Genomic DNA, 19,973 nt, shown 5'->3' on the forward strand with positions numbered 1-19,973 from the left:
CTTACCTCACAGGAAGCTATTCATGGACGAGATCCTCACAACCACGGCGACTCCAGAGATCAGCGGTGTCGCGCAGCTGAGTCCGGCAGCCGCCAGAACCAAGGCCCGCATTGCGCTGGCGGTGATGCTGGTGCCCCTGTTCGGTGCCTTCGAGGCGATCCGCTTGTGGGTCACCGGTCAGGTGCACGCCCTGGACTTCATCCTCTTCGGGGTGTTCTACGCGATCCAGATGTTCGGCGTCTCCATGGGCTATCACCGCTACCTGGCCCATCGCGCGTTCAAGACCTCGCGTCTGATGAGCAGCCTGATGCTGATCGCCGGCTCCATGGCGGCCCAGGGGCCGATCCTGTTCTGGGTCACCACCCATCGCCGGCATCACACCTACAGCGACCAGCACGGTGATCCGCATTCGCCGAACCTGATGGGTCAGAGCCGCCTGGAGCGCGCCAAGGGCCTGTGGCATGCGCACATGCCGTGGATGCTGGCGCCGGACATGTCGAGCTGGAACTTCTTTGCCCCCGACATCCTGCGTGACCGTCGGCTGTTCTTCTACAACCAGACCTACCTGTTCTGGGTCGCCCTGGGCGTGGTGTTGCCGGGGATCATCGGCGGCCTGGTCACCCAGAGCTGGTCCGGTGCCTGGAGCGGCCTGATCTTCGGCGGCCTGGCGCGGATCTTCGTGGCCAACCAGGCGGCCTGGTGCGTGGGTTCCATCTGCCACCGCTATGGCGCCCGGCCGTTCGTGACCCACGACCAGAGCACCAACAACTGGATTGTCGCGTTCCTCACCTTTGGCGAGGGGCTGCAAAACAATCACCACGCATTCCCTGCCTGGTACCGGCATGGCGTGCATTGGTGGGAGCCCGACTTGTCGGGCTGGACACTGGCGTTAATGGGCAAGCTGAGACTGGTCTCAGACCTGCGTTCACCGTCCCAGGCAATGATCGACAAAGTCCGTAAGCGTCAGGCCGCATCCTGAACAACGGGATCGTCTGATCTGTAAACCACCCTACTCATCAAGGAAGATCCTATGTCCAACTTCATTTCCAATTTGCTGAGCACTCTGAGCTTCTCGGAGAAAAAACAGGCGGCGGTCGAACTCAACGAAGAGAGCATCAAGCATTGGCTGGTGCAGAAGATGGGCACGCTGCTGAAGATCGACCCGTCCCAGGTCGATACCGCCCGCAGCTTCGAGTCCTATGGCCTTGACTCGCTGGTGGCGGTGAAAGTGGCGGGCGACCTGGAGAAATTCATGGAGCAGCGCCTGTCCCCGGCCTTGCTGTTCGAATACTCCAGCATCGATGACTTGTCCAAATACCTGGCCAACGAACTGACCACATCCGAAGTTTGACTTCGCAGGAGCTTGGCCATGGCCATTGCACAGATGCCTTCGCAAAAAAACGATAAATTCAATGACCTGCTTCGACGCTCACAGGAGATCGAAGGCCTGCGCCTGACGGACGCAATCCCCAAGCACCTGTATCAGCCACGGGTCTGGCGCGGGATGCTCAGCTTCGTCGTCAGCTACATGCTCTACATCGGCGCGATAGTGGCGGTCGCCCACGTGCACTGGATGTTCTACCTGCCGCTGTGGCTGGTGGCCGGCTTGGGCGGCTGGGGCCTGTTCTGTGTGGCCCACGATTGCGGGCACAACTCGTTCTCGCGCAATCGCAGCTTCAACCACATTCTCGGGCATATCGCCTTGCTGCCGTTGCTGTACCCGTTCCACGGCTGGCGCCATATGCACAACATGCACCACGCCAACACCAACAACCTGGAAATGGACGTCGACTGGCGCCCGGTACTGCGCGTGCAGTACGACGCCATGCCCTGGTGGGACAAGCTGGTCTACAGCAGCACCCGCACCTGGCTGTTCTGGCTGGGCACGGTCAACTACCAGCGCCACTCTGGCTTCCGTCCGTCCATGTTCCACAAGCTCGAAGCGCGCAACGAAGTGCGTCGTTCGATCCTGTTCATGGTGGTGGCTGCGCTGATCTACCTGCCGACCCTGGTGTACTTCACCGGCTTCACCGGGCTGTTCCTGTACTTCGTTGCCCCGTGGCTGGCGACCCATGCCTGGTTCAGCCTGACCACCATGATGCACCACATCAGCGATGAGACTCCGTTCCTGACCAAGGAGCACTGGAGCTTCAACAGCAGCCGACTGCTGCTGACCACTGACTACATGTACCCCAAGTGGCTGCTGTTCCTGACCCACTACATTTCGGTGCACACCGCGCACCACGTGGCGCCGATCATTCCCCACTACAACCTGCCCGAAGCCCAGGCAGCGTTGAAGAACGCCTTCCCAGGGATGGTCAGGGAAAAACCCATGACCGTGCAGGATGTCTGGCACGTGGCGCGCAACTGTCACCTGTACGACCCGGTCAATGGCTTCTATGAGTCCTTTGACCGGCCGGCCCAGGCCGCCGAGGGGCAGAACACGCCGGGCGCCAAGGCGGCCAACAGTCCTCTGACCCTGAAGCAGCAGCTGCTGCGCAGCTACATGGGCATTCTGGGGTCGCTCTCGGTGGACAGCGCCGGTGCCAAGGCCACGGATCTGTTCGGCTACACCCGGGAATACATCAAGCAACCTGACAAGGAAATGAGCCCCCTGGGCGCCCAGCGTTTCCATATCAAGGGCATCGCCGGCGTTCCTCACGGCTATCAATGGGGCACGGGCGACCAGACCATCCTCCTGGTCCATGGCTGGGGCGCAGACAGTCGCAGCCTGTACTCCTTCACTCGCGTCCTGCAGCGCCAAGGCTTCAAGGTCGCGACCTTCGATGCACCGGCCCACGGCATCTCGCCGGGCTCCTTGAGCACCATGACCGAGTTCAAGGACGCGGTGAAAGCGGCCATCGTCGCCCTGGGTGACGTGGTGGGAATCGTCGCCCACTCCCTGGGCGGTATCGCCGCCACCGGGGCCCTGGCGGAGCTGGCCGAGACCCACCGGATCAAGGCCCTGTGCCTGCTGGGCTCGCCGGCCAACCTGCCGGTGGTGATCCAGCGCTGGGCCAACGGTTACCTCAAGCTCAAGCCGGCGGTGGTCCAGGCCATGCACCGTGAACTGTGGAAGCGCAACGGCGTGCCGGTCCAGCACTGGGACATCCCGGCCCTGGGCAACGGCCTGCAGTTGCCGACCCTGGTGCTGCACGACCTCAACGACCCGATCGTGCCGTTCTGCGAAGCGCAGCAGATCACCACGCTGATGCCTTGGGCGAAGCTGGAGCCAGTGTCCGGGCTCGGCCATGTGCGCATTCTCTCCGATGCCGCGGTGCTGGAGCAGGTGGCGCAGTTCCTTGTACAGAACATCAAGGTGGCCGAAGTGGCTCAGGCCAGCGCATGAGCACAACGCACAACCTTTTGACGATGGTTAACCACCCATGACGACCTATGCTGAAAGCGCCGTGACCGAGTCCGGCCTGTGGATGTGCCTGATCTGCGGCTGGATCTACGATCAACGGCTGGGCGATCCCGATTCGGGGGTGCCTCCGGGCACTGCCTGGGATGACATTGCCGAAGACTGGACCTGTCCGGAATGCGGCGTGAGCAAGTTGGATTTCAACATGGTGAAGCTGTAATCCAGCGCTGAACCCTGTAGTCGATGAGGAAGCAAGATGGCGACCCAAGAGCAAGCGTCGGCACCCGCCAAGGGCCGGCGTAGCAGCTTCAAGAAAATGCTCTTCAAGGGCATTTACAACGGGGTTCTGGGGCTGCTGCGTTGCAGCTTCTGGATGGAGTCGCGGCTGCTCCCTCGGCGTGCTGCAACGCGAGCGCTGAAGCTGTTCACCACGCCACAACGGCTGCGCCAGCATTTTCCGCTGACGCTGCCCAGCGCCACGGTGCAGGACCTGGAAACCGAGGAAGGGCGGCTGCGTTGTTTCCGCTGGACCCCGCAGCAGGTCCGGCGCCGGGTGGTGCTGGTGCATGGCTGGAGTGGCGCCAGTACCCAGTGGCAGTACCTGATTCCGCTGTTGCTGGAGGAGGGCTGTGAAGTGCTGTCCTTCGACTGCATCGGCCATGGCGGCAGCGGCGGTCGGCAAGCGTCGCTGCCGACCTTCGTCAGCATGCTGGATCAGGTGCAGCAACAGCTGGGGCCGTTCGACACGGTGATCGGGCACTCCCTGGGCGGGGCTGCCGCCGGGTATGCCTTGAGCACCCCGGTCGGCAAGGGTTTCGAGCGGGCGGTGCTGGTGGCTGCGCCGGCCGACATCGAAAACGTCGTTCGGCGTTTTGCGGCATTTCTGTGGATCAACGATGACGTCAGACAACGCATGCAACTTCTGGTTGAGCAACGCTATCAGAAGGACATGCGCAGCCTGGCGGTCAGTCGTTATGGCCACCAGGTGGATATCCCGGTGCTGCTGGTGCATGACCAGCAGGATCAGGAAGTCCCGGCAGATGACCTGCAATCCTTCGCTGAAGGCTTGCGTCACCGGCAAGTCCTGCAAACCCGCGGGCTTGGCCACCTGAAAATTCTCAAGGACAGGGCGACCATGGGAGCTGTGGTCGAGTTTGTCTGTGCAAAGGACGGCAATCTATGAGTGAACAATACGATGTGATCGTGATCGGCGCGGGTCCTGGCGGCTATGTCGCGGCGATCCGGGCGGCGCAGCTGGGACTGAAGACGGTCTGTATCGAGCGCTACAAGGGCAAGGACGGCAAGACCGCCCTGGGTGGCACCTGCCTCAATGTGGGCTGCATTCCTTCCAAGGCATTGCTGGACAGCTCTCATCACTATTACGAGGCGCGCAACGGTTTTGAAGTGCACGGCATTGGCATCCGCAATCCGCAGATGGATGTGCCGGCCATGCTGGCGCGCAAGGACAACGTGGTGCGCAATTTCAACGGCGGCATCGCCTCGTTGTTCAAGGCCAATGGCGTGGCCCTGCTGGAAGGTCACGGTAAGTTGCTGGCCAACAAGGAAGTGGAAGTCACCGCGGCCGACGGCAGCACCCAGCGCATCAGTGCCCCCAGCATCATCCTCGCCCCCGGCTCCCGCCCCATCGACATCGCCGCCGCACCGCTGACCGACAAGGTGATCGTCGACTCCACCGGAGCCCTGGAATTCACCCGCGTGCCCAAGCGCCTCGGGGTGATCGGCGCCGGCGTCATAGGCCTGGAACTGGGCTCGGTCTGGGCCCGCCTGGGCGCCGAAGTGACGGTACTCGAAGCCCTCGACAGCTTCCTGCCGGCAGTGGACGTGCAGATCGCCAAGGAGGCGCAGAAGATCTTTGGCAAGCAAGGCCTGGATATCCGCCTGGGGGCCCGGGTGACGGCATCCGAAGTGCAAGGCGACAGCGTCAAGGTCAGCCTCAGCGAGGGCGGCGAGGACAAGCAGCAGACCTTCGACCGCCTGATTGTCGCCGTGGGGCGCCGGCCCCTGACCACCGATCTGTTGGCGCCTGACAGCGGCGTACAGCTGGATGAGCGTGGCTTTATCCACGTCGACGGCCAGTGCCTGACCAGCGTGCCTGGGGTGTTCGCCATTGGCGACGTGGTACGCGGCCCGATGCTGGCGCACAAGGCTTCGGAAGAGGGGGTGATGGTGGCCGAGAGCCTTGCCGGGCATCACCATCCGCTCAATTACGACCTGATCCCGTCAGTGATCTACACCCACCCGGAAATCGCCTGGGTCGGCCAGACCGAGCAGGCCCTCAAGGCCCAGGGCATCGAGCTGAACATCGGCACCTTCCCGTTCTCCGCCAGCAGCCGCGCCATGGCGGCCAACGACACCGCCGGGTTGGTCAAGGTCATTGCCGATGCCGGCACCGACCGGGTACTTGGGGTGCATGTGATCGGCCCGGGCGCTGCGGAACTGGTCCAGGAAGGCGCGATCGGCATGGAGTTCGGCACCAGCGCCGAAGACCTGGGAATGATGGTGTTCTCCCACCCGACCCTGTCCGAAGCCCTGCATGAAGCCGCCTTGTCGGTGAATGGCCAGGCGATTCATATCGGCAATCGCAAGAAGAAAGCTCCCTCCAGCGTCAAATAGCCCGCTGTCCCCGGCTTCGCTCATTCAGCGGGGCCGGGGCCTGCTGCATCTCCCCGCGTTTCAGCGAAAGAACGGCACATCCCCCAGAATGGTCGCGCGCTGCATCACCCGGCGCTGTGGACGGTAGTCGTCCACGGCATAGTGCTGGGTCACGCGGTTGTCCCAGAACGCCACGTCGTTTTCCTGCCAGCGCCAGCGGATGGTGAACTCCGGGCGGGTGGCGTGGGCAAACAGCAGCTTGAGGATGGCCGCGCTTTCGCTCTCCGATAGTTCGTTGATCTTGGTGGTGAAGCCGTCGTTGACGAACAGCGACTGGCGGCCGCTCACCGGATGGGTACGGATCACCGGGTGCGACAGCGGCGGGTTCTTGCGCCGGGCTTCCTCCCAGCGCGCCAGGTCTTCGGGGGTGTTGCCGAAGCGTTCCAGAGGGAAGGACTTGATGAACTCGTGAGTGGCAGTCAGGCCCTGCAGCAGGTTCTTCAGCGGCTCGGACAAGGCTTCGTAGGCGGCGATGCCGCTGGCCCACAACGTGTCGCCGCCGAACGGCGGCAGCAGCTTGGCGCTGAGCACCGCGCCCAGGGCCGGGGTTGGCAGGAAGGTCACGTCGGTGTGCCAGATGGCGTTGTCGCGCACGTCGGTTTCAGCGGTGTCGAGGATCAGTATTTCCGGCTGTTCCGGCACATTGGGGTAGATCGGGTGAATGTGCAGGTCACCGAAGTGGGCGGCGAAGCGTGCTTGCTGCTGTGGGGTGATCGGCTGGTCGCGGAAGAACAGCACTTGATGCCTGAGCAGCGCCTGCTCGATGGCGTCGCGCTGTTCGACGCTGAGCGGTTGGCTGATATCGACGCCACTGATCTGGGCGCCGAGGGCGGAGCTTAAAGGGGTGATGGTCAGGCTCATGGTCGTTCTCTTGTTCGGCGCCCATTTGTTGGCGTGGTCGGATTCGGTTTATCTGCATCAAACTAAAAAACGGTTGCGCTGGCGGTGTCGTGACCCTGTAGCCGCTGTCGAGCCTTGGCGAGGCTGCGAACGGCGGCGCAGTAGATGCAAACCCATGCAACGAGGCCTTCCTCATCGATTGCTGCGAGCGCTACGCGCTCGGTCGCAGCCTCGCGAGGGCTCGGCAGCGGCTACAGGTGAACCGCGTGCGGGGCAGGCGGCGCACGCAGGTCAGTGGGATTGGCCGTGCCAGGGCACCAGCTTGCGTTGCAGGGCGCGCAGGCCCATCTCCATGGCGAAGGCGATCAGGGCAATCACCAGTATCCCCAGCAGCACCACATCGGTGACCAGGAACTGCGCCGCGGATTGCACCATGAAGCCCAGGCCGCTGGTGGCGGCAATCAGCTCCGCCGCCACCAGGGTCGACCAGCCCACGCCCAGGCCGATGCGCACGCCGGTGAGAATGTCCGGCAGGGCGCTGGGCAGGATCACGTGGCGAATCAGTTGCGCCCGGGTCGCGCCCAGGGACTGGGCGGCGCGCAGCTTGGCCGGGTCGACGGTGCGCACGCCGGTGGCGGTGGCGATGGCAATCGGGGCGAAGATCGCCAGATAAATCAGCAGCACCTTGGACAGCTCGCCAATGCCGCACCAGATGACGATCAGCGGCAGATAGGCCAGTGGCGGAATCGGCCGGTAGAACTCGATCAAAGGGTCGAGCACGCCCCGGGCGATGCGGTTGGCGCCAATGGCGATGCCCACCGGAATCGCCGTCAGCACGGCAAAGCCCAGGGCCAGGCCGATGCGCTGCAGGCTGGCTGCCAGGTGCTGCCAGAGGGTGGAGTCCATGTAGCCGCTGGTGGCCAGCAACCAGCCCTTTTGCAATACGGCGGCAGGGGGCGGCAGGAACAGCGGTTCGATCAGGCCGCTGGCAGTGACCGCCCACCACAGGGCCAGCAGGGCGATCAGAGTCAGCACGCTGATCCAGCGGGTGCTCAGGCTACGACGCACCGGCAGGGGCGCTTTCGGGTTGGCATCGCGGGTCGTGGTGGCGGGAATCTCGTAGCTGCTCATGGGCGCTCCTGCTGCTGGGTGGCGCTGCGTTGGGAGAACACCCGGGACAGCACGTGCTCGCGGGTTTCGATGAACAGCGGGTCGGACTTGATCGCCCGCGCCGACTCGCCGGCGGCGTAGCGCTGGCCGAAGTCCAGGTTCAGGCGCTCGACGATCTGCCCTGGGTTGGGCGCCAGGAGGATCAGGTCGGTGGCCAGGAACACTGCTTCCTCGATGTCGTGGGTGATCAGGAACACCGGCTTGGCGGTGCGCCGCCAGACTTGCAGCAACAGCTCCTGCATCTGCTCGCGGGTGAAGGCATCCAGGGCGCCGAAGGGTTCATCCATCAGCAGCACGCGCGGGTCGGCAGCCAGGGCGCGGGCCAGGCCCACGCGCTGTTTCTGTCCACCGGAGAGTTGCCAGATGCGGCGTTTGTCGAAGCCGGCCAGGTCCACCAGGGCGAGCATCTCCCGCGCCCGGGCTTCGCGTTGATCCCGGGCGATGCCGGCCAGTTCCAGGCCGAAGGCGACGTTGCCCAGCACGTCCTGCCAGGGCAGCAGGGCGTCGTCCTGGAACACCACGCCACGCTCGGCGCTGGGGCCCTTGACCGGCACGCCGTCGAGGCTGATGCGCCCGGCGCTGGGATCGACGAACCCGGCAATCAGGTTCAGCAGCGAGGTCTTGCCACTGCCGGAAGGCCCCAGGGCGACCAGCAGTTGCTGTGGCCCCAGGGTCAGGGAAATATCCGCCAGCACCGGTTCGGCGGCGCCGGGGTACTGTGCGCTGATGCGCTCCAGTTGTAGCAAGGCCATGACGGCTATCTCCTGTCCGGTCGCGGGTTATTCAGGGATGAACTTGGCGCTGACGTAGGGGGCGTAGTCCGGCAGTACCGCGTCGACCTTGCCTTGTTCCTTGAGGAACACCGCGGTGTCGGTGATGGCCTTGGTGGTCGGGGCGCCGAGGCTGAGCACCTGGTCGGCGGCCAGTGGGTAGACGTTGCCTTGCAGCAGCAGCGGGATATCGCTGGCCTTGGCCCCGGAGAGCTTGACCAGCTTGTCGACGTTGCCCTGGTTGGCCAGCCAGGCTTGTGGGTCCTTGCGGTACTGGGTGTAGGCCTCCAGGGTCACCTTGGCGAAGGCGCTGACGATTTGTGGGTGCTTCTCGGCAAAATCCTTGCGCACGATCCAGGCGTCGAAAGTCGGTGCGCCGAACTTGGCCAGTTCACCGGAGGTGATCAGCACCTTGCCGTTTTCCTTGGCCACGCCCAGGGCCGGGTCCCAGACGTAGGTGGCATCGATATCGCCGCGCTTCCAGGCAGCGATGATCGCCGGTGGCGCGAGGTTGAGGATCTGCACTTTCGAGGGGTCGATGTTCCAGTGCTTCAGCGCCGCCAGCAGGCTGTAGTGGCCGGTGGAAACGAAGGGCACGGCGACTTTTTTACCGATCAGGTCCTGAGGGCTGTTGATCGCGGAACCGTCGCGGGCCACCAGGGCTTCAGCGGCGCCGATCTGGGTGGCGATGAGGAAGGTTTGCACCGGCACCTTGCGGGTGATGGCGGCGGTCAGCGGGCTGGAGCCCAGGTAGCCGATCTGCACATCGCCGGAAGCGATGGCGGCGATGACGTCGGCGCCGTTGTCGAATTTGCGCCAGTTGATCTTGGCCTGGGTGGCTTTTTCATAGCTGCCGTCGGCTTGCGCGACCTTGGCCGGGTCGACGGTGGTCTGGTAGGCGACGGTGACGTCGGCCGCCTGGGCAAAGAAACTCGCAGCGGCCAGGGACGCGGCCGCCAGGAGGCGAAGGGGGAAATGCAGTTTCATGGGGTGCTCCTCATAGGCGGCCGGTGATCGGCGTGGGAGGAGACTAAATGATCTAAGAATGCAGAAATAAATAACTTATTTGCATTAGCTTATGAGGTGAAATTCGTGGCCGTAGCCAGACAAGTGTTACGGCGAGGGCGCCGGCTCTCGCCGGGCTGCAACGCGGCCCCCAGCTCAGGCCACGCGCTTATGCAGGAATACCCGGTCGCCAGGTTTGGGAGGGGCTGCGCCGCGGACGGCCGGCCGGCCTAGCGGGAGCAGGCGCCCTCGCCATGGCCCTAGTTGCTGATGGCCAGGATGCTGGCCTGGTAGGCGCCGACGAACACGTCGAAATCACCCACTTCGTTTTGCTCAAGCTCGGTCTGCTGTTCCAGGGATTTGCGCGCCGCGTCTTCGAAGGCGGCTTGCTCTTCCTTGCTCAGGGCCTGGCTGCGGAAGTGCTCGGCATGCACCTGGCTCTGGCGCAGGGAGAATTGGCTGAAGCTCTCCTTGTGCTCGCTCATGGCCGCCAGCACCTGGGCCGATGGGGTCAGGGACGAATCCTTGACCTTGGCCAGCTGGGCGTCCAGGGCCTTGCTGTGCACGTTGCTGCCGTGGCTCTGGTCGAGCAGGGCAGCCAGTGGCGCGATCTGCTCCAGCAGTTCGGCGGCCCATTCCTTCATCTCCACCGGCTGGCCCTGGCGTTGCAGTTGCAGGCCCGGACGCCGGCCTTCCTTGACCACGGCGAGGAAGTTGGAGGTGGCGTTGCCGCACTCGTTGTTCTCGAGCAGCGGGCTGTCGTTGAGCGCGCAGTACAGCAGGAAGGCGTCGAGGAAGCGGGCTTCCTGCAGGTCGATGCCCAGGGGCAGGAACGGGTTGATGTCCAGGCAACGCACTTCGACGTACTGGATGCCCCGGGCCATCAGCGCCTGGATCGGCCGCTCACCGGTGTAGGTCACGCGTTTGGGGCGGATGTTGGAGTAGTACTCGTTTTCGATCTGCAGGATGTTGGTGTTCAGTTGCACCCACTCGCCATCCTTGTGGGTGCCGACCGCCACGTAAGGCGCGTAGGGCGTGGCCACGGCCTTGCGCAGGCTGTCGGTGTAGCTGTTCAGATCGTTGTAGCAAGGGGTCAGGCCGGCCTGGGCCTGGCTCTGGTAGCCCAGGTCGCTCATGCGCAGGCTGGTGGCGTAGGGCAGGTACAGGGTCTCGGCGTCCAGCTGTTCCAGCTGGTGCGAGCGGCCGCGCAGGAAGCCCGCGTCCAGGGCCGGCGAAGCACCGAACAGGTACATCAACAGCCAGCTGTAGCGACGGAAATTGCGGATCAGCGCGATATAGGCCGAAGACTGGTAGTCCCGGTCGCTGCCGACGAAGCCTTCGGCTTGCTTGAGCAGCGGCCACAGCTGTTCCGGCAGGGAAAAGTTGTAGTGGATCCCGGCAATGCACTGCATGGTCTTGCCGTAGCGCAGGGCCAGGCCCTTGCGGTACACGTACTTGAGCTGGCCGATGTTGGAGGTGCCGTAGTAGGCGATCGGGATGTCTTCCTCGGCCGGCAACGGGCACGGCATCGATGGACTCCACAGGTACTCGTTGCCGAGCTTGCTGTAGGCGAAACGATGAATCTTGTCGAGGCTGGCCAGGGTGTCCGCCGGGTCCGTGAGGGCCGGGGTGATGAACTCCAGCAGCGACTCGGAATAGTCGGTGGTGATCTGTTCGTTGGTCAGCGCGGAACCCAGTTCTTCCGGGTGCGGGGTCTGTGCCAGGCGGCCTTCGCCGGTAACACGCAGGCATTCACGTTCGATACCGTGCAGGCACTGCTCGAGCAGGGAGAGGTTAGCGCGCTCGCCGAGCAGAGCCAGGCGGCGGTTGAGAAGTTCGCTCAAGTTGGATTCCTTCACGCGTCAGTCGCCCCAATATGGGGGTGGGCAGGACGGTCTACAAGGGTGAAGTTAAAACTGGCGTTTTCGCCTGGTTTTTGAGTCAAGCCGACTCGCTTGAAAACGCCAATCCTTCATCCCTGAATCTGGCTTTAGCGCAGGCAAAAAACTCCGACGCCGCTTTCGCAGCGCCGAAATTAACCCAAATTCATGACAGGGAGCTATAGGACGGCGAAGGTGCCTTGTGCTTTTGCGACCAGTTTGTCGCCCTGGATCACGTCCGCTTCCACCACCAGGGTACGGCGGCCGGGGTGGATCACCTTGGCCCGGCACAGCACTTCACCCTCGGCCACGGCGCGGATGTAGTTGATCTTGCACTCGATGGTGGCGCTCTGCTGGTCAAAGCCGTGGGTGCTGGAACAGGCCAGCCCCATGGCAATGTCCACCAGGCTGAAGATCGCCCCGCCGTGCAGCTTTTGCCCGCGATTGCGCAGCTGCGGGGTCAGCTCCAGGGCGACGTCCGCCTCGCCGGTTTCCAGGCGTTGCAGACGGCAGCCGAGTAATTGGCTGAAGGCGCTTTCGGTCAGGCCGGCAGGGATCTGCATCAGCGTTTCTTCAACTGCTTGGCGTTGGCGAACAGCGAGGCCATGGCGTTGTTGCTCGGAGCGGCCGCGGTGGTTTCCTTGCGTGGTGCGTTGCCCTGGGAGGAGCGCGGCGCCGAGCCTGGACGGGAACCGCGAGCGCCGTCGATCTTCTCGCCCGGGGTGTCGCTCATGCGCATCGACAGGCCCACGCGTTTACGCGGAATGTCGACTTCCATGACTTTCACTTTCACCACGTCGCCGGCCTTCACCGCCTCACGCGGGTCCTTGATGAACTTCTCCGACAGCGCCGAGATGTGCACCAGGCCGTCCTGGTGCACGCCGATGTCGACGAAGGCGCCGAAGTTGGTGACGTTGGTCACTACGCCTTCGAGGATCATCCCCAGTTGCAGGTCCTTGAGGTCTTCCACGCCATCCTGGAACTCGGCGGTCTTGAACTCCGGGCGCGGGTCGCGGCCGGGCTTGTCCAGTTCCTGGAGGATGTCGGTGACGGTGGGCAGACCGAAGGTTTCGTCGGTGAATTTCTTCGGGTCCAGGCGCTTGAGGAAGCCGCTGTCGCCGATCAGCGAACGGATGTCACGGCCGGTGTCGGCGGCGATGCGCTGCACCAGCGGGTAGGCTTCCGGGTGGACCGCCGAGGCGTCCAGCGGGTTGTCGCCGTTCATGACGCGCAAGAAGCCGGCGGCCTGCTCGAAGGTTTTCTCACCCAGGCGCGCGACCTTTTTCAGCGCGGCTCGAGTCTTGAAGGCACCGTGTTCGTCGCGGTGGCTGACGATGTTCTGCGCCAGGGTCGCATTCAGGCCGGAGATCCGCGCCAGCAGGGCCACGGAAGCGGTGTTGACGTCGACGCCAACGGCGTTCACGCAGTCCTCGACCACGGCGTCCAGGCCGCGGGCCAGTTTCAGTTGCGACACGTCGTGCTGGTACTGGCCGACACCGATGGATTTCGGATCGATCTTCACCAGTTCCGCCAGGGGGTCCTGCAGGCGGCGGGCGATGGATACGGCGCCACGGATCGACACGTCCAGGTCCGGGAACTCCTTGGCCGCCAGCTCCGAGGCCGAGTACACCGATGCACCGGCTTCGGACACCATGACCTTGGTCATCTTCATGGCCGGGTATTTTTTGATCAGTTCGGCGGCCAGCTTGTCGGTCTCGCGGCTGGCGGTGCCGTTGCCGATGGCGATCAGGTCCACCGAGTGCTTGGCGCACAGCGCGGCCAGGATGCCCAGGGTCTGGTCCCACTTGTTGTGCGGCACGTGCGGGTAGACGGTGGCGTGATCCAGCAGCTTGCCGGTGGCATCCACCACCGCCACTTTGCAGCCGGTGCGCAGGCCCGGGTCCAGGCCCAGGGTGGCGCGCGGGCCGGCCGGAGCGGCCAGCAGCAGGTCGTGCAGGTTGTGGGCGAAGACGTTGATCGCCTCGGTTTCCGCGTTGTCGCGCAACTCGCCCAGCAGGTCGGTTTCCAGGTGGGTGTAGAGCTTGACCTTCCAGGTCCAGCGCACCACTTCACCCAGCCATTTGTCGGCGGGGCGGTTCTGGTTCTGGATGCCCACGTGCTGGCCGATCATGCCTTCGCAGGGGTGCATGGTGCCCGGCAGTTCGTCACCGACTTTCAGCGCGGAGCTGAGAATGCCTTCGTTGCGGCCACGGAAAATCGCCAGGGCGCGGTGCGACGGCATGCTTTTCAGCGGTTCGTCGTGTTCGAAGTAGTCGCGGAACTTGGCGCCTTCCTCTTCCTTGCCGGCGACCACGCGGGCGCTGAGGGTGGCTTCCTGCTTGAGGAAGTTGCGCAGCTTGTCCAGCAAACCCGCGTCTTCGGCGAAGCGCTCCATGAGGATGTACTTGGCGCCTTCCAGGGCGGCCTTGACGTCGGCCACGCCTTTGTCGGCGTTGACGAAGCGGGCGGCTTCGGCTTCCGGAGTCAGGCTTGGGTCGTTGAACAGGCCGTCCGCCAGCTCGCCGAGGCCGGCTTCCAGGGCGATCTGGCCCTTGGTGCGGCGCTTCTGCTTATAAGGCAGGTACAGGTCTTCGAGGCGGGTCTTGGTGTCGGCCAGCTTGATGTCGCGAGCCAGCTCCGGGGTCAGCTTGCCCTGCTCTTCGATGCTGGCGAGGATGCTGATCCGCCGTTCGTCGAGCTCTCGCAGGTAGCGCAGGCGCTCTTCCAGATGACGCAGTTGAGTGTCATCGAGGCTGCCGGTGACCTCTTTCCGGTAACGGGCGATGAAGGGCACGGTGGAGCCTTCATCCAATAGAGCGACGGCCGCTTCGACCTGTTGTGGGCGTACGCCGAGTTCCTCGGCAATGCGGCTGTTGATGCTGTCCATAAAACCACCTGACAAATGTGTGAAAGCAGGCCCGCGGGCACGAAAATAAGGCCCGGCGAGTCTGGTTGAGCGGCCTGGCCCGCGCCGCCACCTGGATCAAAAGGCTGGCTGTTGACCCGTGAAATCGAAAAAATACTGCCGGCCCAGGCAAATAAAAAAACTGGCCGCAGGCGTACTGATCAGATATTGCCCAACACAAAAGGCGGCGCATTATACCCAGCGTTACGGTCTTCGGGGTGATGGCCAGCCTCAGGCCGACAGCGGGTTTGCTGGCGATAGAGGAAAAATCTGCTAACAATGCACACGGTGCGTATAACGGCAGCTACGCCATAATGCGCACCGAGATTAGAGGAGCATCCAATGAGCAGCACTGCACAAACTGCTGAAGGCGAAAAAATTCTTATTGTTGACGACGATCCGGGGCTGAGCAGCCTGCTGGAGCGTTTTTTCGTCAGCAAGGGCTACCGTGCCCGCGCGGTGCCGAACACTGAGCAAATGGACCGTCTGTTGGGTCGCGAAGTGTTCAACCTGGTGGTCCTCGACCTGATGCTGCCCGGCGAAGATGGCCTGACCGCCTGCCGCCGACTGCGCAGTGCCAACAACCAGATTCCGATCATCATGCTCACCGCCAAGGGCGATGAGCTGAGCCGCATCAAGGGCCTGGAGCTGGGTGCCGACGATTACCTGGCCAAGCCGTTCAACCCTGACGAACTGATGGCCCGGGTCAAGGCCGTGCTGCGTCGTCAGTCGGCTCCTGTGCCGGGTGCGCCGGGCAGCGAAGACGAAAGCGTGACCTTCGGTGACTACGAACTGTCCCTGGCCACTCGCGAACTCAAGCGTGGCGATGAAGTGCACATGCTTACCACCGGTGAGTTCGCGGTACTCAAGGCCCTGGTGATGAACGCCCGCCAGCCGCTGACCCGCGACAAACTGATGAACCTGGCCCGTGGCCGCGAGTGGGATGCCCTGGAGCGTTCCATCGACGTGCAGATCTCCCGCCTGCGGCGGATGATCGAGCCCGATCCTTCCAAACCGCGCTATATCCAGACCGTCTGGGGCGTGGGTTATGTCTTCGTGCCGGATGGCACCGCGACCAAGTGATAGGTGATTTGTAGGAGCGAACGCCCGGGCCGGTAACGACCCGGGCGTTCGCATTCTGCCACTCCGCGAGCGCGAGCCGCTCCTGCAAAGTGTGTATTGGCTGTTATGAAAACCCCGCTGTGGTTCCCCCAGAGTTTCTTCTCCCGCACCCTGTGGCTGGTGCTGATCGTGGTGCTGTTTTCCAAGGCATTGACCCTGGTTTATCTGTTGATGAACGAGGACGTGCTGGTGGACCGGCAATACAGCCACGGCGTGGCCCTGACCCTGCGCGCCTATTGGGCCGCCGACGAATCCAACCGCGACCAGATCGCCGAAGCCGCAGGGCTGATCAAGGTGGTGGGCAGCGGTGTGCCGGCCGGCGAGCAACACTGGCCTTACAGCGAGATCTACCAGCGGCAGATGCAGGCCGAGTTGGGCGCCGATACCGAAGTGCGTCTGCGCATGCATGCACCTCCGGCGCTTTGGGTCAGAGCCCCGAGCCTGGGGGATGGCTGGCTCAAGGTGCCGCTGTATCCGCATCCGCTGCGGGGGCAAAAGATCTGGAGCGTGCTGGGCTGGTTCCTGGCCATCGGCCTGTTATCCACCGCCTCGGCGTGGATCTTCGTCAGCCAGCTCAACCAACCGCTCAAGCGCCTCGTCTACGCCGCCCGGCAACTGGGTCAGGGGCGCAGCGTGCGCCTGCCGATCAGCGATACACCGAGCGAGATGACCGAGGTGTACCGCGCCTTCAACCAGATGGCCGAGGATGTGGAGCAGGCGGGGCGTGAACGGGAGCTGATGTTGGCGGGGGTGTCCCACGACCTGCGCACGCCGCTGACCCGCTTGCGCCTGTCGCTGGAGTTGATGGGCGCGCACACCGACCTGACCGACGACATGGTGCGGGATATCGAGGACATGGACGCCATTCTCGATCAATTCCTGGCCTTCATCCGCGACGGCCGCGACGAGTCGGTGGAAGAGGTGGACTTGAGCGATCTGGTGCGTGAGGTGGCCGCGCCCTACAACCAGAACCAGGAACGGGTGCACCTGCGCCTGGAGCCGATCCAGCCGTTCCCGCTGCGTCGGGTATCGATGAAGCGTCTGCTCAACAACCTGATTGGCAACGCCTTGAATCACGCGGGAACGGATGTCGAAGTGGCGGCCTATGTGTCCGGTGACACCAATGCGCCTTATGTGGTGCTGAGTGTGATGGACCGCGGCGCGGGGATCGATCCGTCCGAACTGGAGGCGATCTTCAACCCCTTCACCCGTGGCGACCGTGCCCGGGGTGGCAAGGGCACTGGCCTGGGCCTGGCCATCGTCAAGCGGATTGCCGCCATGCACGGCGGCAACGTCGAACTGCGCAACCGTCCCGATGGCGGCCTGGAAGCGCGAGTGCGCTTGCCTTTGGGCTTGTTGCTGCCACGCGATGCGGACTGAACACCTGTAGCCGCTGCCGCAGGCTGCGATAAGGGCCGAAGGCCCTTGCGCGGCCCGCAAGCGCGACTGCTGCGCAGCCGGCCACAGCCTGCGGCAGTGGCTACAGGGGCCGCCGATCGAGCGTACCCCTTAGCCTTTACCCTTGGTCCGGGTCATGTTCGGCCCGCCATTTTTCTCGATGTGTTCGATGATGATCCCTGCCACATTCTTGCCGGTGGTGGTCTCGATGCCTTCCAGGCCTGGCGAGGAATTGACTTCCATCACCAGCGGCCCGTGATTGGAGCGCAGGATATCCACCCCCGCCACGCTCAGGCCCATGACCTTGGCCGCCCGTAGCGCGGTCATGCGTTCTTCCGGGGTGATCTTGATCAGGCTGGCGCTGCCGCCACGATGAAGGTTGGAGCGGAACTCCCCCGGCTTGGCCTGGCGCTTCATCGCCGCGATCACCTTGTCCCCCACCACGAAGCAGCGAATGTCGGCGCCGCCGGCTTCCTTGATGTATTCCTGGACCATGATGTTCTGCTTCAGGCCCATGAAGGCCTCGATCACCGATTCCGCCGCAGTGGCGGTTTCACACAGCACCACGCCGATGCCCTGGGTGCCTTCCAGTACCTTGATCACCAGGGGCGCGCCGTTGACCATTTCGATCAGGTCGGGAATGTCGTCCGGCGAGTGGGCAAAGCCGGTCACTGGCAGGCCGATGCCGCGCCGCGACAGCAACTGCAGCGAGCGCAGTTTGTCCCGGGAGCGGGCGATGGCCACCGACTCGTTGAGCGGGAAGACTCCCATCATTTCGAACTGGCGCAGCACCGCGCAGCCATAGAAGGTCACCGAGGCACCAATCCGCGGGATCACCGCATCGAAGCCTTCCAGGGGCTTGCCGCGGTAGTGGATCTGCGGCTTGTGGCTGGCGATGTTCATGTAGGCGCGCAGGGTGTCGACCACTACCATTTCATGGCCACGCTCGGTGCCGGCTTCGACCAGACGACGAGTGGAATACAGACGCGGGTTACGCGACAGCACAGCGATCTTCATGCAACACCTGTGGCAGAGGTAGTGGATACCGGGAACACCGGTTTGTCTTGTACGTATTTGATGCCCGGATTGACCACCAACTGGCCGTCGATCAGCGCCTTGGAACCCAGCAGCAGGCGATAGCGCATGGCCTTGCGGCAGGCGAGGGTGAATTCCACCCGCCACACGCGATCGCCCAGGGCCAGGGTGGTGCTGATCACATAGCGCACCTGAGCCTGGCCGTTGGAGCTTTTAATGGTTTTCATCGCCACCAGCGGCGCTTCGCAACGCCGGTGACGCAACTGCACCACACTGCCCAAGTGGGCATTGAAACGCACCCACTGTTCACCGTCGCGTTCGAAGGGCTCGATCTCGGTGGCATGCAGGCTGGAGGTACTGGCCCCGGTATCGATCTTGGCGCGCAGGCCGGCCACTCCCAGATCAGGAAGCGCCACCCACTCGCGCAGACCGACAACGGTCAAATGGTCAAAAGTCTTCAAATAGGGGAAATCCGCAATTAGCTTTTCCAGGCCGCGACCGGAACCTCGGCCAGGGCTTTGAATGCAGGTTTGGCGAACCAGTAACCCTGCATCAGATAAATTCCACAGTCGCTGAGAAAGTCCCGTTCACCAGCGCTTTCAATGCCTTCGGCAATGACTGTAACGCCCAACTCCGCACAGATTGTGACAATCCCACGAACGATCGTCTGGCGTACGCGATCCTGGTCGACATCGCGAATCAGCGCCATGTCGAGCTTGATCAGGTCGGGTTGGAAATTCGCCAGCAAGTTCAGCCCCGAGTACCCCGCGCCGAAGTCATCGATGGCGGTCTTGAAGCCGAATTCGCGGTATTCACGCAGAATATGGGTCAAATGGCGACTGTTATCTACGTGCTGGCTTTCCAGGGTTTCGAAAATCAGCCGGTCCAGGGGAAAGTGCTGGGCGCGGGCGGCTTCCAGGGTGCTGCGGATGCACAGTTCCGGGCGGTACACGGCGTTGGGCATGAAGTTGATCGACAGGTGGCTTTGCATCCCCATCTGCGCGGCCGTGGTGATGGCCAGGGTCCGGCAGCGCTGGTCGAAACGATAGCGGTTGCTGTCGTCGACCTGGTCCAGCACGGTGTGGGCGCCTTCGCCATTGACCCCGCGCACCAGGGCTTCATGGGCAAAGATCGAGCGGTCGCGCAGATCGACTATGGGTTGATAGGCGAAGGAAAAATCGAAGCCCAGTGGCGGGCTTTTTTGGCAGCCTTCGCAGCGGTTGTCCGGCGAGGTCAGGGAAGTGGGGAAATCAGTCACGGGGACTCCTCGCGTGTCAGGACGCAACCTGGGTTATTTTAGGTGAGTGGCAGGATTTATGAGAGCCCGTAGGCGGGCCGTACAGTTGCGACATTTTTCAGCAAGAGGAATTCCAGTGGCGCACAAGCAGGAAGAAGAGGACAAGGTTCGTCTGGATAAATGGCTGTGGGCGGCGCGCTTCTACAAGACTCGCGCCCTGGCCAAGGCGGCTATTGAAAGCGGCAAGGTGCATCACCGTGGTGAGCGCTGCAAGCCGGGCAAGGAGCCGCGGGTAGGCGACGAGTATCAGATTCGCGCCGGCTTCGACGAGCGCACCGTGGTGGTCCAGGCACTTTCCATCGTCCGTCGTGGCGCTCCCGAGGCACAGACGCTCTACACGGAAACCGAAGCCAGCATCGCCAAGCGTGAAACCGCAGCGGCCCAGCGCAAGGCTGGCGCCCTGGGGGTCAGCACGGAAGGCAAACCGAGCAAGAAGCAGCGCCGTGATCTGTTCAAGTTCCACGGCAGCAGCCACGAGTGAAAGCGTAGGAGCCGGCTTGCCGGCGAAGGCGTC

19 protein-coding genes are annotated in these 19,973 nt (G+C 63.4%); 9 read left to right on the forward strand and 10 right to left on the reverse strand.

All coding sequences use genetic code 11. The annotated features are described in order from the left end of the window. The first annotated feature begins 22 nt into the window (after nt 1-22). From LOY69_RS01305 to lpdA, 6 genes are read left to right on the forward strand one after another with little or no spacing between them, the layout of a single operon-like run. Nucleotides 23-979 carry an acyl-CoA desaturase gene (locus LOY69_RS01305; RefSeq protein ID WP_102862645.1) on the forward strand — a complete coding sequence of 319 codons (957 nt, stop codon included), beginning with the start codon at nt 23-25 and terminating at the stop codon, nt 977-979. A 51-nt stretch (nt 980-1,030) separates the two neighbouring features. Next, entirely contained in the window at nt 1,031-1,351 is a 321-nt protein-coding gene (locus LOY69_RS01310) for an acyl carrier protein (protein WP_102862646.1), read from the forward strand. A gap of 18 nt (nt 1,352-1,369) precedes the next feature. Further along, the gene (locus LOY69_RS01315; protein ID WP_170001983.1) at nt 1,370-3,349 is read left to right on the forward strand and encodes an alpha/beta fold hydrolase; all 1,980 of its coding nucleotides are present in this window, start codon (nt 1,370-1,372) and stop codon (nt 3,347-3,349) included. A 37-nt stretch (nt 3,350-3,386) separates the two neighbouring features. After that, nucleotides 3,387-3,584, forward strand: a complete 198-nt coding sequence (locus tag LOY69_RS01320; RefSeq protein WP_102862648.1) for a rubredoxin — start codon at nt 3,387-3,389, stop codon at nt 3,582-3,584. Between the two features lie 36 nt (nt 3,585-3,620). After that, nucleotides 3,621-4,547, forward strand: a complete 927-nt coding sequence (locus LOY69_RS01325) for an alpha/beta hydrolase (protein WP_170001985.1) — start codon at nt 3,621-3,623, stop codon at nt 4,545-4,547. Then, on the forward strand, nt 4,544-5,998 hold the full coding sequence (lpdA, locus tag LOY69_RS01330) for a dihydrolipoyl dehydrogenase (RefSeq protein WP_265074039.1): 1,455 nt from the start codon (nt 4,544-4,546) through the stop codon (nt 5,996-5,998). Before LOY69_RS01325 ends, lpdA begins: the two co-directional genes overlap by 4 nt. A 60-nt stretch (nt 5,999-6,058) precedes the next feature. Here lpdA and tauD read toward each other — a convergent pair whose 3' ends face one another. From tauD to LOY69_RS01365, 7 genes are all read right to left on the reverse strand, one after another. Beyond that, nucleotides 6,059-6,898: a taurine dioxygenase gene (gene tauD / locus LOY69_RS01335; RefSeq protein ID WP_102882186.1), complete on the reverse strand. Its 840-nt coding sequence runs from the start codon at nt 6,896-6,898 to the stop codon at nt 6,059-6,061. A gap of 270 nt (nt 6,899-7,168) precedes the next feature. After that, complete coding sequence (gene tauC, locus LOY69_RS01340) at nt 7,169-8,008, reverse strand: taurine ABC transporter permease TauC (protein WP_102882185.1); 840 nt, start codon at nt 8,006-8,008, stop codon at nt 7,169-7,171. After that, nucleotides 8,005-8,799, reverse strand: coding sequence for a taurine ABC transporter ATP-binding subunit (gene tauB / locus LOY69_RS01345; protein ID WP_110595315.1), 795 nt, complete (start codon nt 8,797-8,799; stop codon nt 8,005-8,007). The genes tauC and tauB overlap by 4 nt, the downstream gene beginning before the upstream one ends. Nucleotides 8,800-8,826: 27 nt before the next feature. Continuing rightward, complete coding sequence (tauA, locus tag LOY69_RS01350; RefSeq protein ID WP_123391789.1) at nt 8,827-9,804, reverse strand: taurine ABC transporter substrate-binding protein; 978 nt, start codon at nt 9,802-9,804, stop codon at nt 8,827-8,829. A 278-nt stretch (nt 9,805-10,082) separates the two neighbouring features. Continuing rightward, nucleotides 10,083-11,666: a glutamate--cysteine ligase gene (gene gshA / locus LOY69_RS01355; RefSeq protein ID WP_265074040.1), complete on the reverse strand. Its 1,584-nt coding sequence runs from the start codon at nt 11,664-11,666 to the stop codon at nt 10,083-10,085. Nucleotides 11,667-11,881: 215 nt separating this feature from the next. Further along, nucleotides 11,882-12,265, reverse strand: a complete 384-nt coding sequence (locus LOY69_RS01360) for a PaaI family thioesterase (protein WP_011058654.1) — start codon at nt 12,263-12,265, stop codon at nt 11,882-11,884. Beyond that, nucleotides 12,265-14,589: a Tex family protein gene (locus LOY69_RS01365; RefSeq protein WP_102882182.1), complete on the reverse strand. Its 2,325-nt coding sequence runs from the start codon at nt 14,587-14,589 to the stop codon at nt 12,265-12,267. The genes LOY69_RS01360 and LOY69_RS01365 overlap by 1 nt, the downstream gene beginning before the upstream one ends. 360 nt (nt 14,590-14,949) lie before the next feature. On the opposite strand from LOY69_RS01365, the gene ompR reads away from it, so the two are divergent. After that, nucleotides 14,950-15,690: a two-component system response regulator OmpR gene (gene ompR / locus LOY69_RS01370; protein ID WP_016966992.1), complete on the forward strand. Its 741-nt coding sequence runs from the start codon at nt 14,950-14,952 to the stop codon at nt 15,688-15,690. A 105-nt stretch (nt 15,691-15,795) separates the two neighbouring features. Further along, nucleotides 15,796-17,109, forward strand: coding sequence for an ATP-binding protein (locus LOY69_RS01375; RefSeq protein ID WP_016966991.1), 1,314 nt, complete (start codon nt 15,796-15,798; stop codon nt 17,107-17,109). Between the two features lie 129 nt (nt 17,110-17,238). Here the strand turns inward: LOY69_RS01375 and rimK are convergent, their stop codons facing one another. Genes rimK through LOY69_RS01390 form a run of 3 tightly spaced genes read right to left on the reverse strand, consistent with a single transcriptional unit; the run spans nt 17,239 to nt 19,420 of the window. Continuing rightward, nucleotides 17,239-18,144: a 30S ribosomal protein S6--L-glutamate ligase gene (gene rimK / locus LOY69_RS01380; protein WP_007931744.1), complete on the reverse strand. Its 906-nt coding sequence runs from the start codon at nt 18,142-18,144 to the stop codon at nt 17,239-17,241. Then, on the reverse strand, nt 18,141-18,605 hold the full coding sequence (locus LOY69_RS01385; protein ID WP_370505884.1) for an ATP-dependent zinc protease: 465 nt from the start codon (nt 18,603-18,605) through the stop codon (nt 18,141-18,143). The genes rimK and LOY69_RS01385 overlap by 4 nt, the downstream gene beginning before the upstream one ends. A 35-nt stretch (nt 18,606-18,640) precedes the next feature. Continuing rightward, complete coding sequence (locus LOY69_RS01390) at nt 18,641-19,420, reverse strand: EAL domain-containing protein (RefSeq protein ID WP_265074041.1); 780 nt, start codon at nt 19,418-19,420, stop codon at nt 18,641-18,643. Between the two features lie 115 nt (nt 19,421-19,535). Between LOY69_RS01390 and LOY69_RS01395 the strand changes: the two genes are divergently transcribed. After that, complete coding sequence (locus LOY69_RS01395) at nt 19,536-19,940, forward strand: RNA-binding S4 domain-containing protein (RefSeq protein ID WP_265074042.1); 405 nt, start codon at nt 19,536-19,538, stop codon at nt 19,938-19,940. The last annotated feature ends 33 nt before the right edge of the window (nt 19,941-19,973 follow it).

Origin of the sequence: Pseudomonas sp. B21-059, from assembly GCF_026016285.1 — a bacterium.
GTDB lineage: Bacteria > Pseudomonadota > Gammaproteobacteria > Pseudomonadales > Pseudomonadaceae > Aquipseudomonas > Aquipseudomonas danubii.

Coding starts and splice junctions, on each gene's coding strand:
- LOY69_RS01360 (WP_011058654.1), bottom strand. CDS start 12,265: ATGCAGATCCCTGCCGGCCTGACCGAAAGCGCCTTCAGCCAATTACTC.
- tauC (WP_102882185.1), bottom strand. CDS start 8,008: ATGAGCAGCTACGAGATTCCCGCCACCACGACCCGCGATGCCAACCCG.
- ompR (WP_016966992.1), top strand. CDS start 14,950: ATGAGCAGCACTGCACAAACTGCTGAAGGCGAAAAAATTCTTATTGTT.
- rimK (WP_007931744.1), bottom strand. CDS start 18,144: ATGAAGATCGCTGTGCTGTCGCGTAACCCGCGTCTGTATTCCACTCGT.
- LOY69_RS01320 (WP_102862648.1), top strand. CDS start 3,387: ATGACGACCTATGCTGAAAGCGCCGTGACCGAGTCCGGCCTGTGGATG.
- tauB (WP_110595315.1), bottom strand. CDS start 8,799: ATGGCCTTGCTACAACTGGAGCGCATCAGCGCACAGTACCCCGGCGCC.
- tauA (WP_123391789.1), bottom strand. CDS start 9,804: ATGAAACTGCATTTCCCCCTTCGCCTCCTGGCGGCCGCGTCCCTGGCC.
- LOY69_RS01375 (WP_016966991.1), top strand. CDS start 15,796: ATGAAAACCCCGCTGTGGTTCCCCCAGAGTTTCTTCTCCCGCACCCTG.
- tauD (WP_102882186.1), bottom strand. CDS start 6,898: ATGAGCCTGACCATCACCCCTTTAAGCTCCGCCCTCGGCGCCCAGATC.
- LOY69_RS01325 (WP_170001985.1), top strand. CDS start 3,621: ATGGCGACCCAAGAGCAAGCGTCGGCACCCGCCAAGGGCCGGCGTAGC.
- lpdA (WP_265074039.1), top strand. CDS start 4,544: ATGAGTGAACAATACGATGTGATCGTGATCGGCGCGGGTCCTGGCGGC.
- LOY69_RS01305 (WP_102862645.1), top strand. CDS start 23: ATGGACGAGATCCTCACAACCACGGCGACTCCAGAGATCAGCGGTGTC.
- LOY69_RS01310 (WP_102862646.1), top strand. CDS start 1,031: ATGTCCAACTTCATTTCCAATTTGCTGAGCACTCTGAGCTTCTCGGAG.
- LOY69_RS01315 (WP_170001983.1), top strand. CDS start 1,370: ATGGCCATTGCACAGATGCCTTCGCAAAAAAACGATAAATTCAATGAC.
- LOY69_RS01365 (WP_102882182.1), bottom strand. CDS start 14,589: ATGGACAGCATCAACAGCCGCATTGCCGAGGAACTCGGCGTACGCCCA.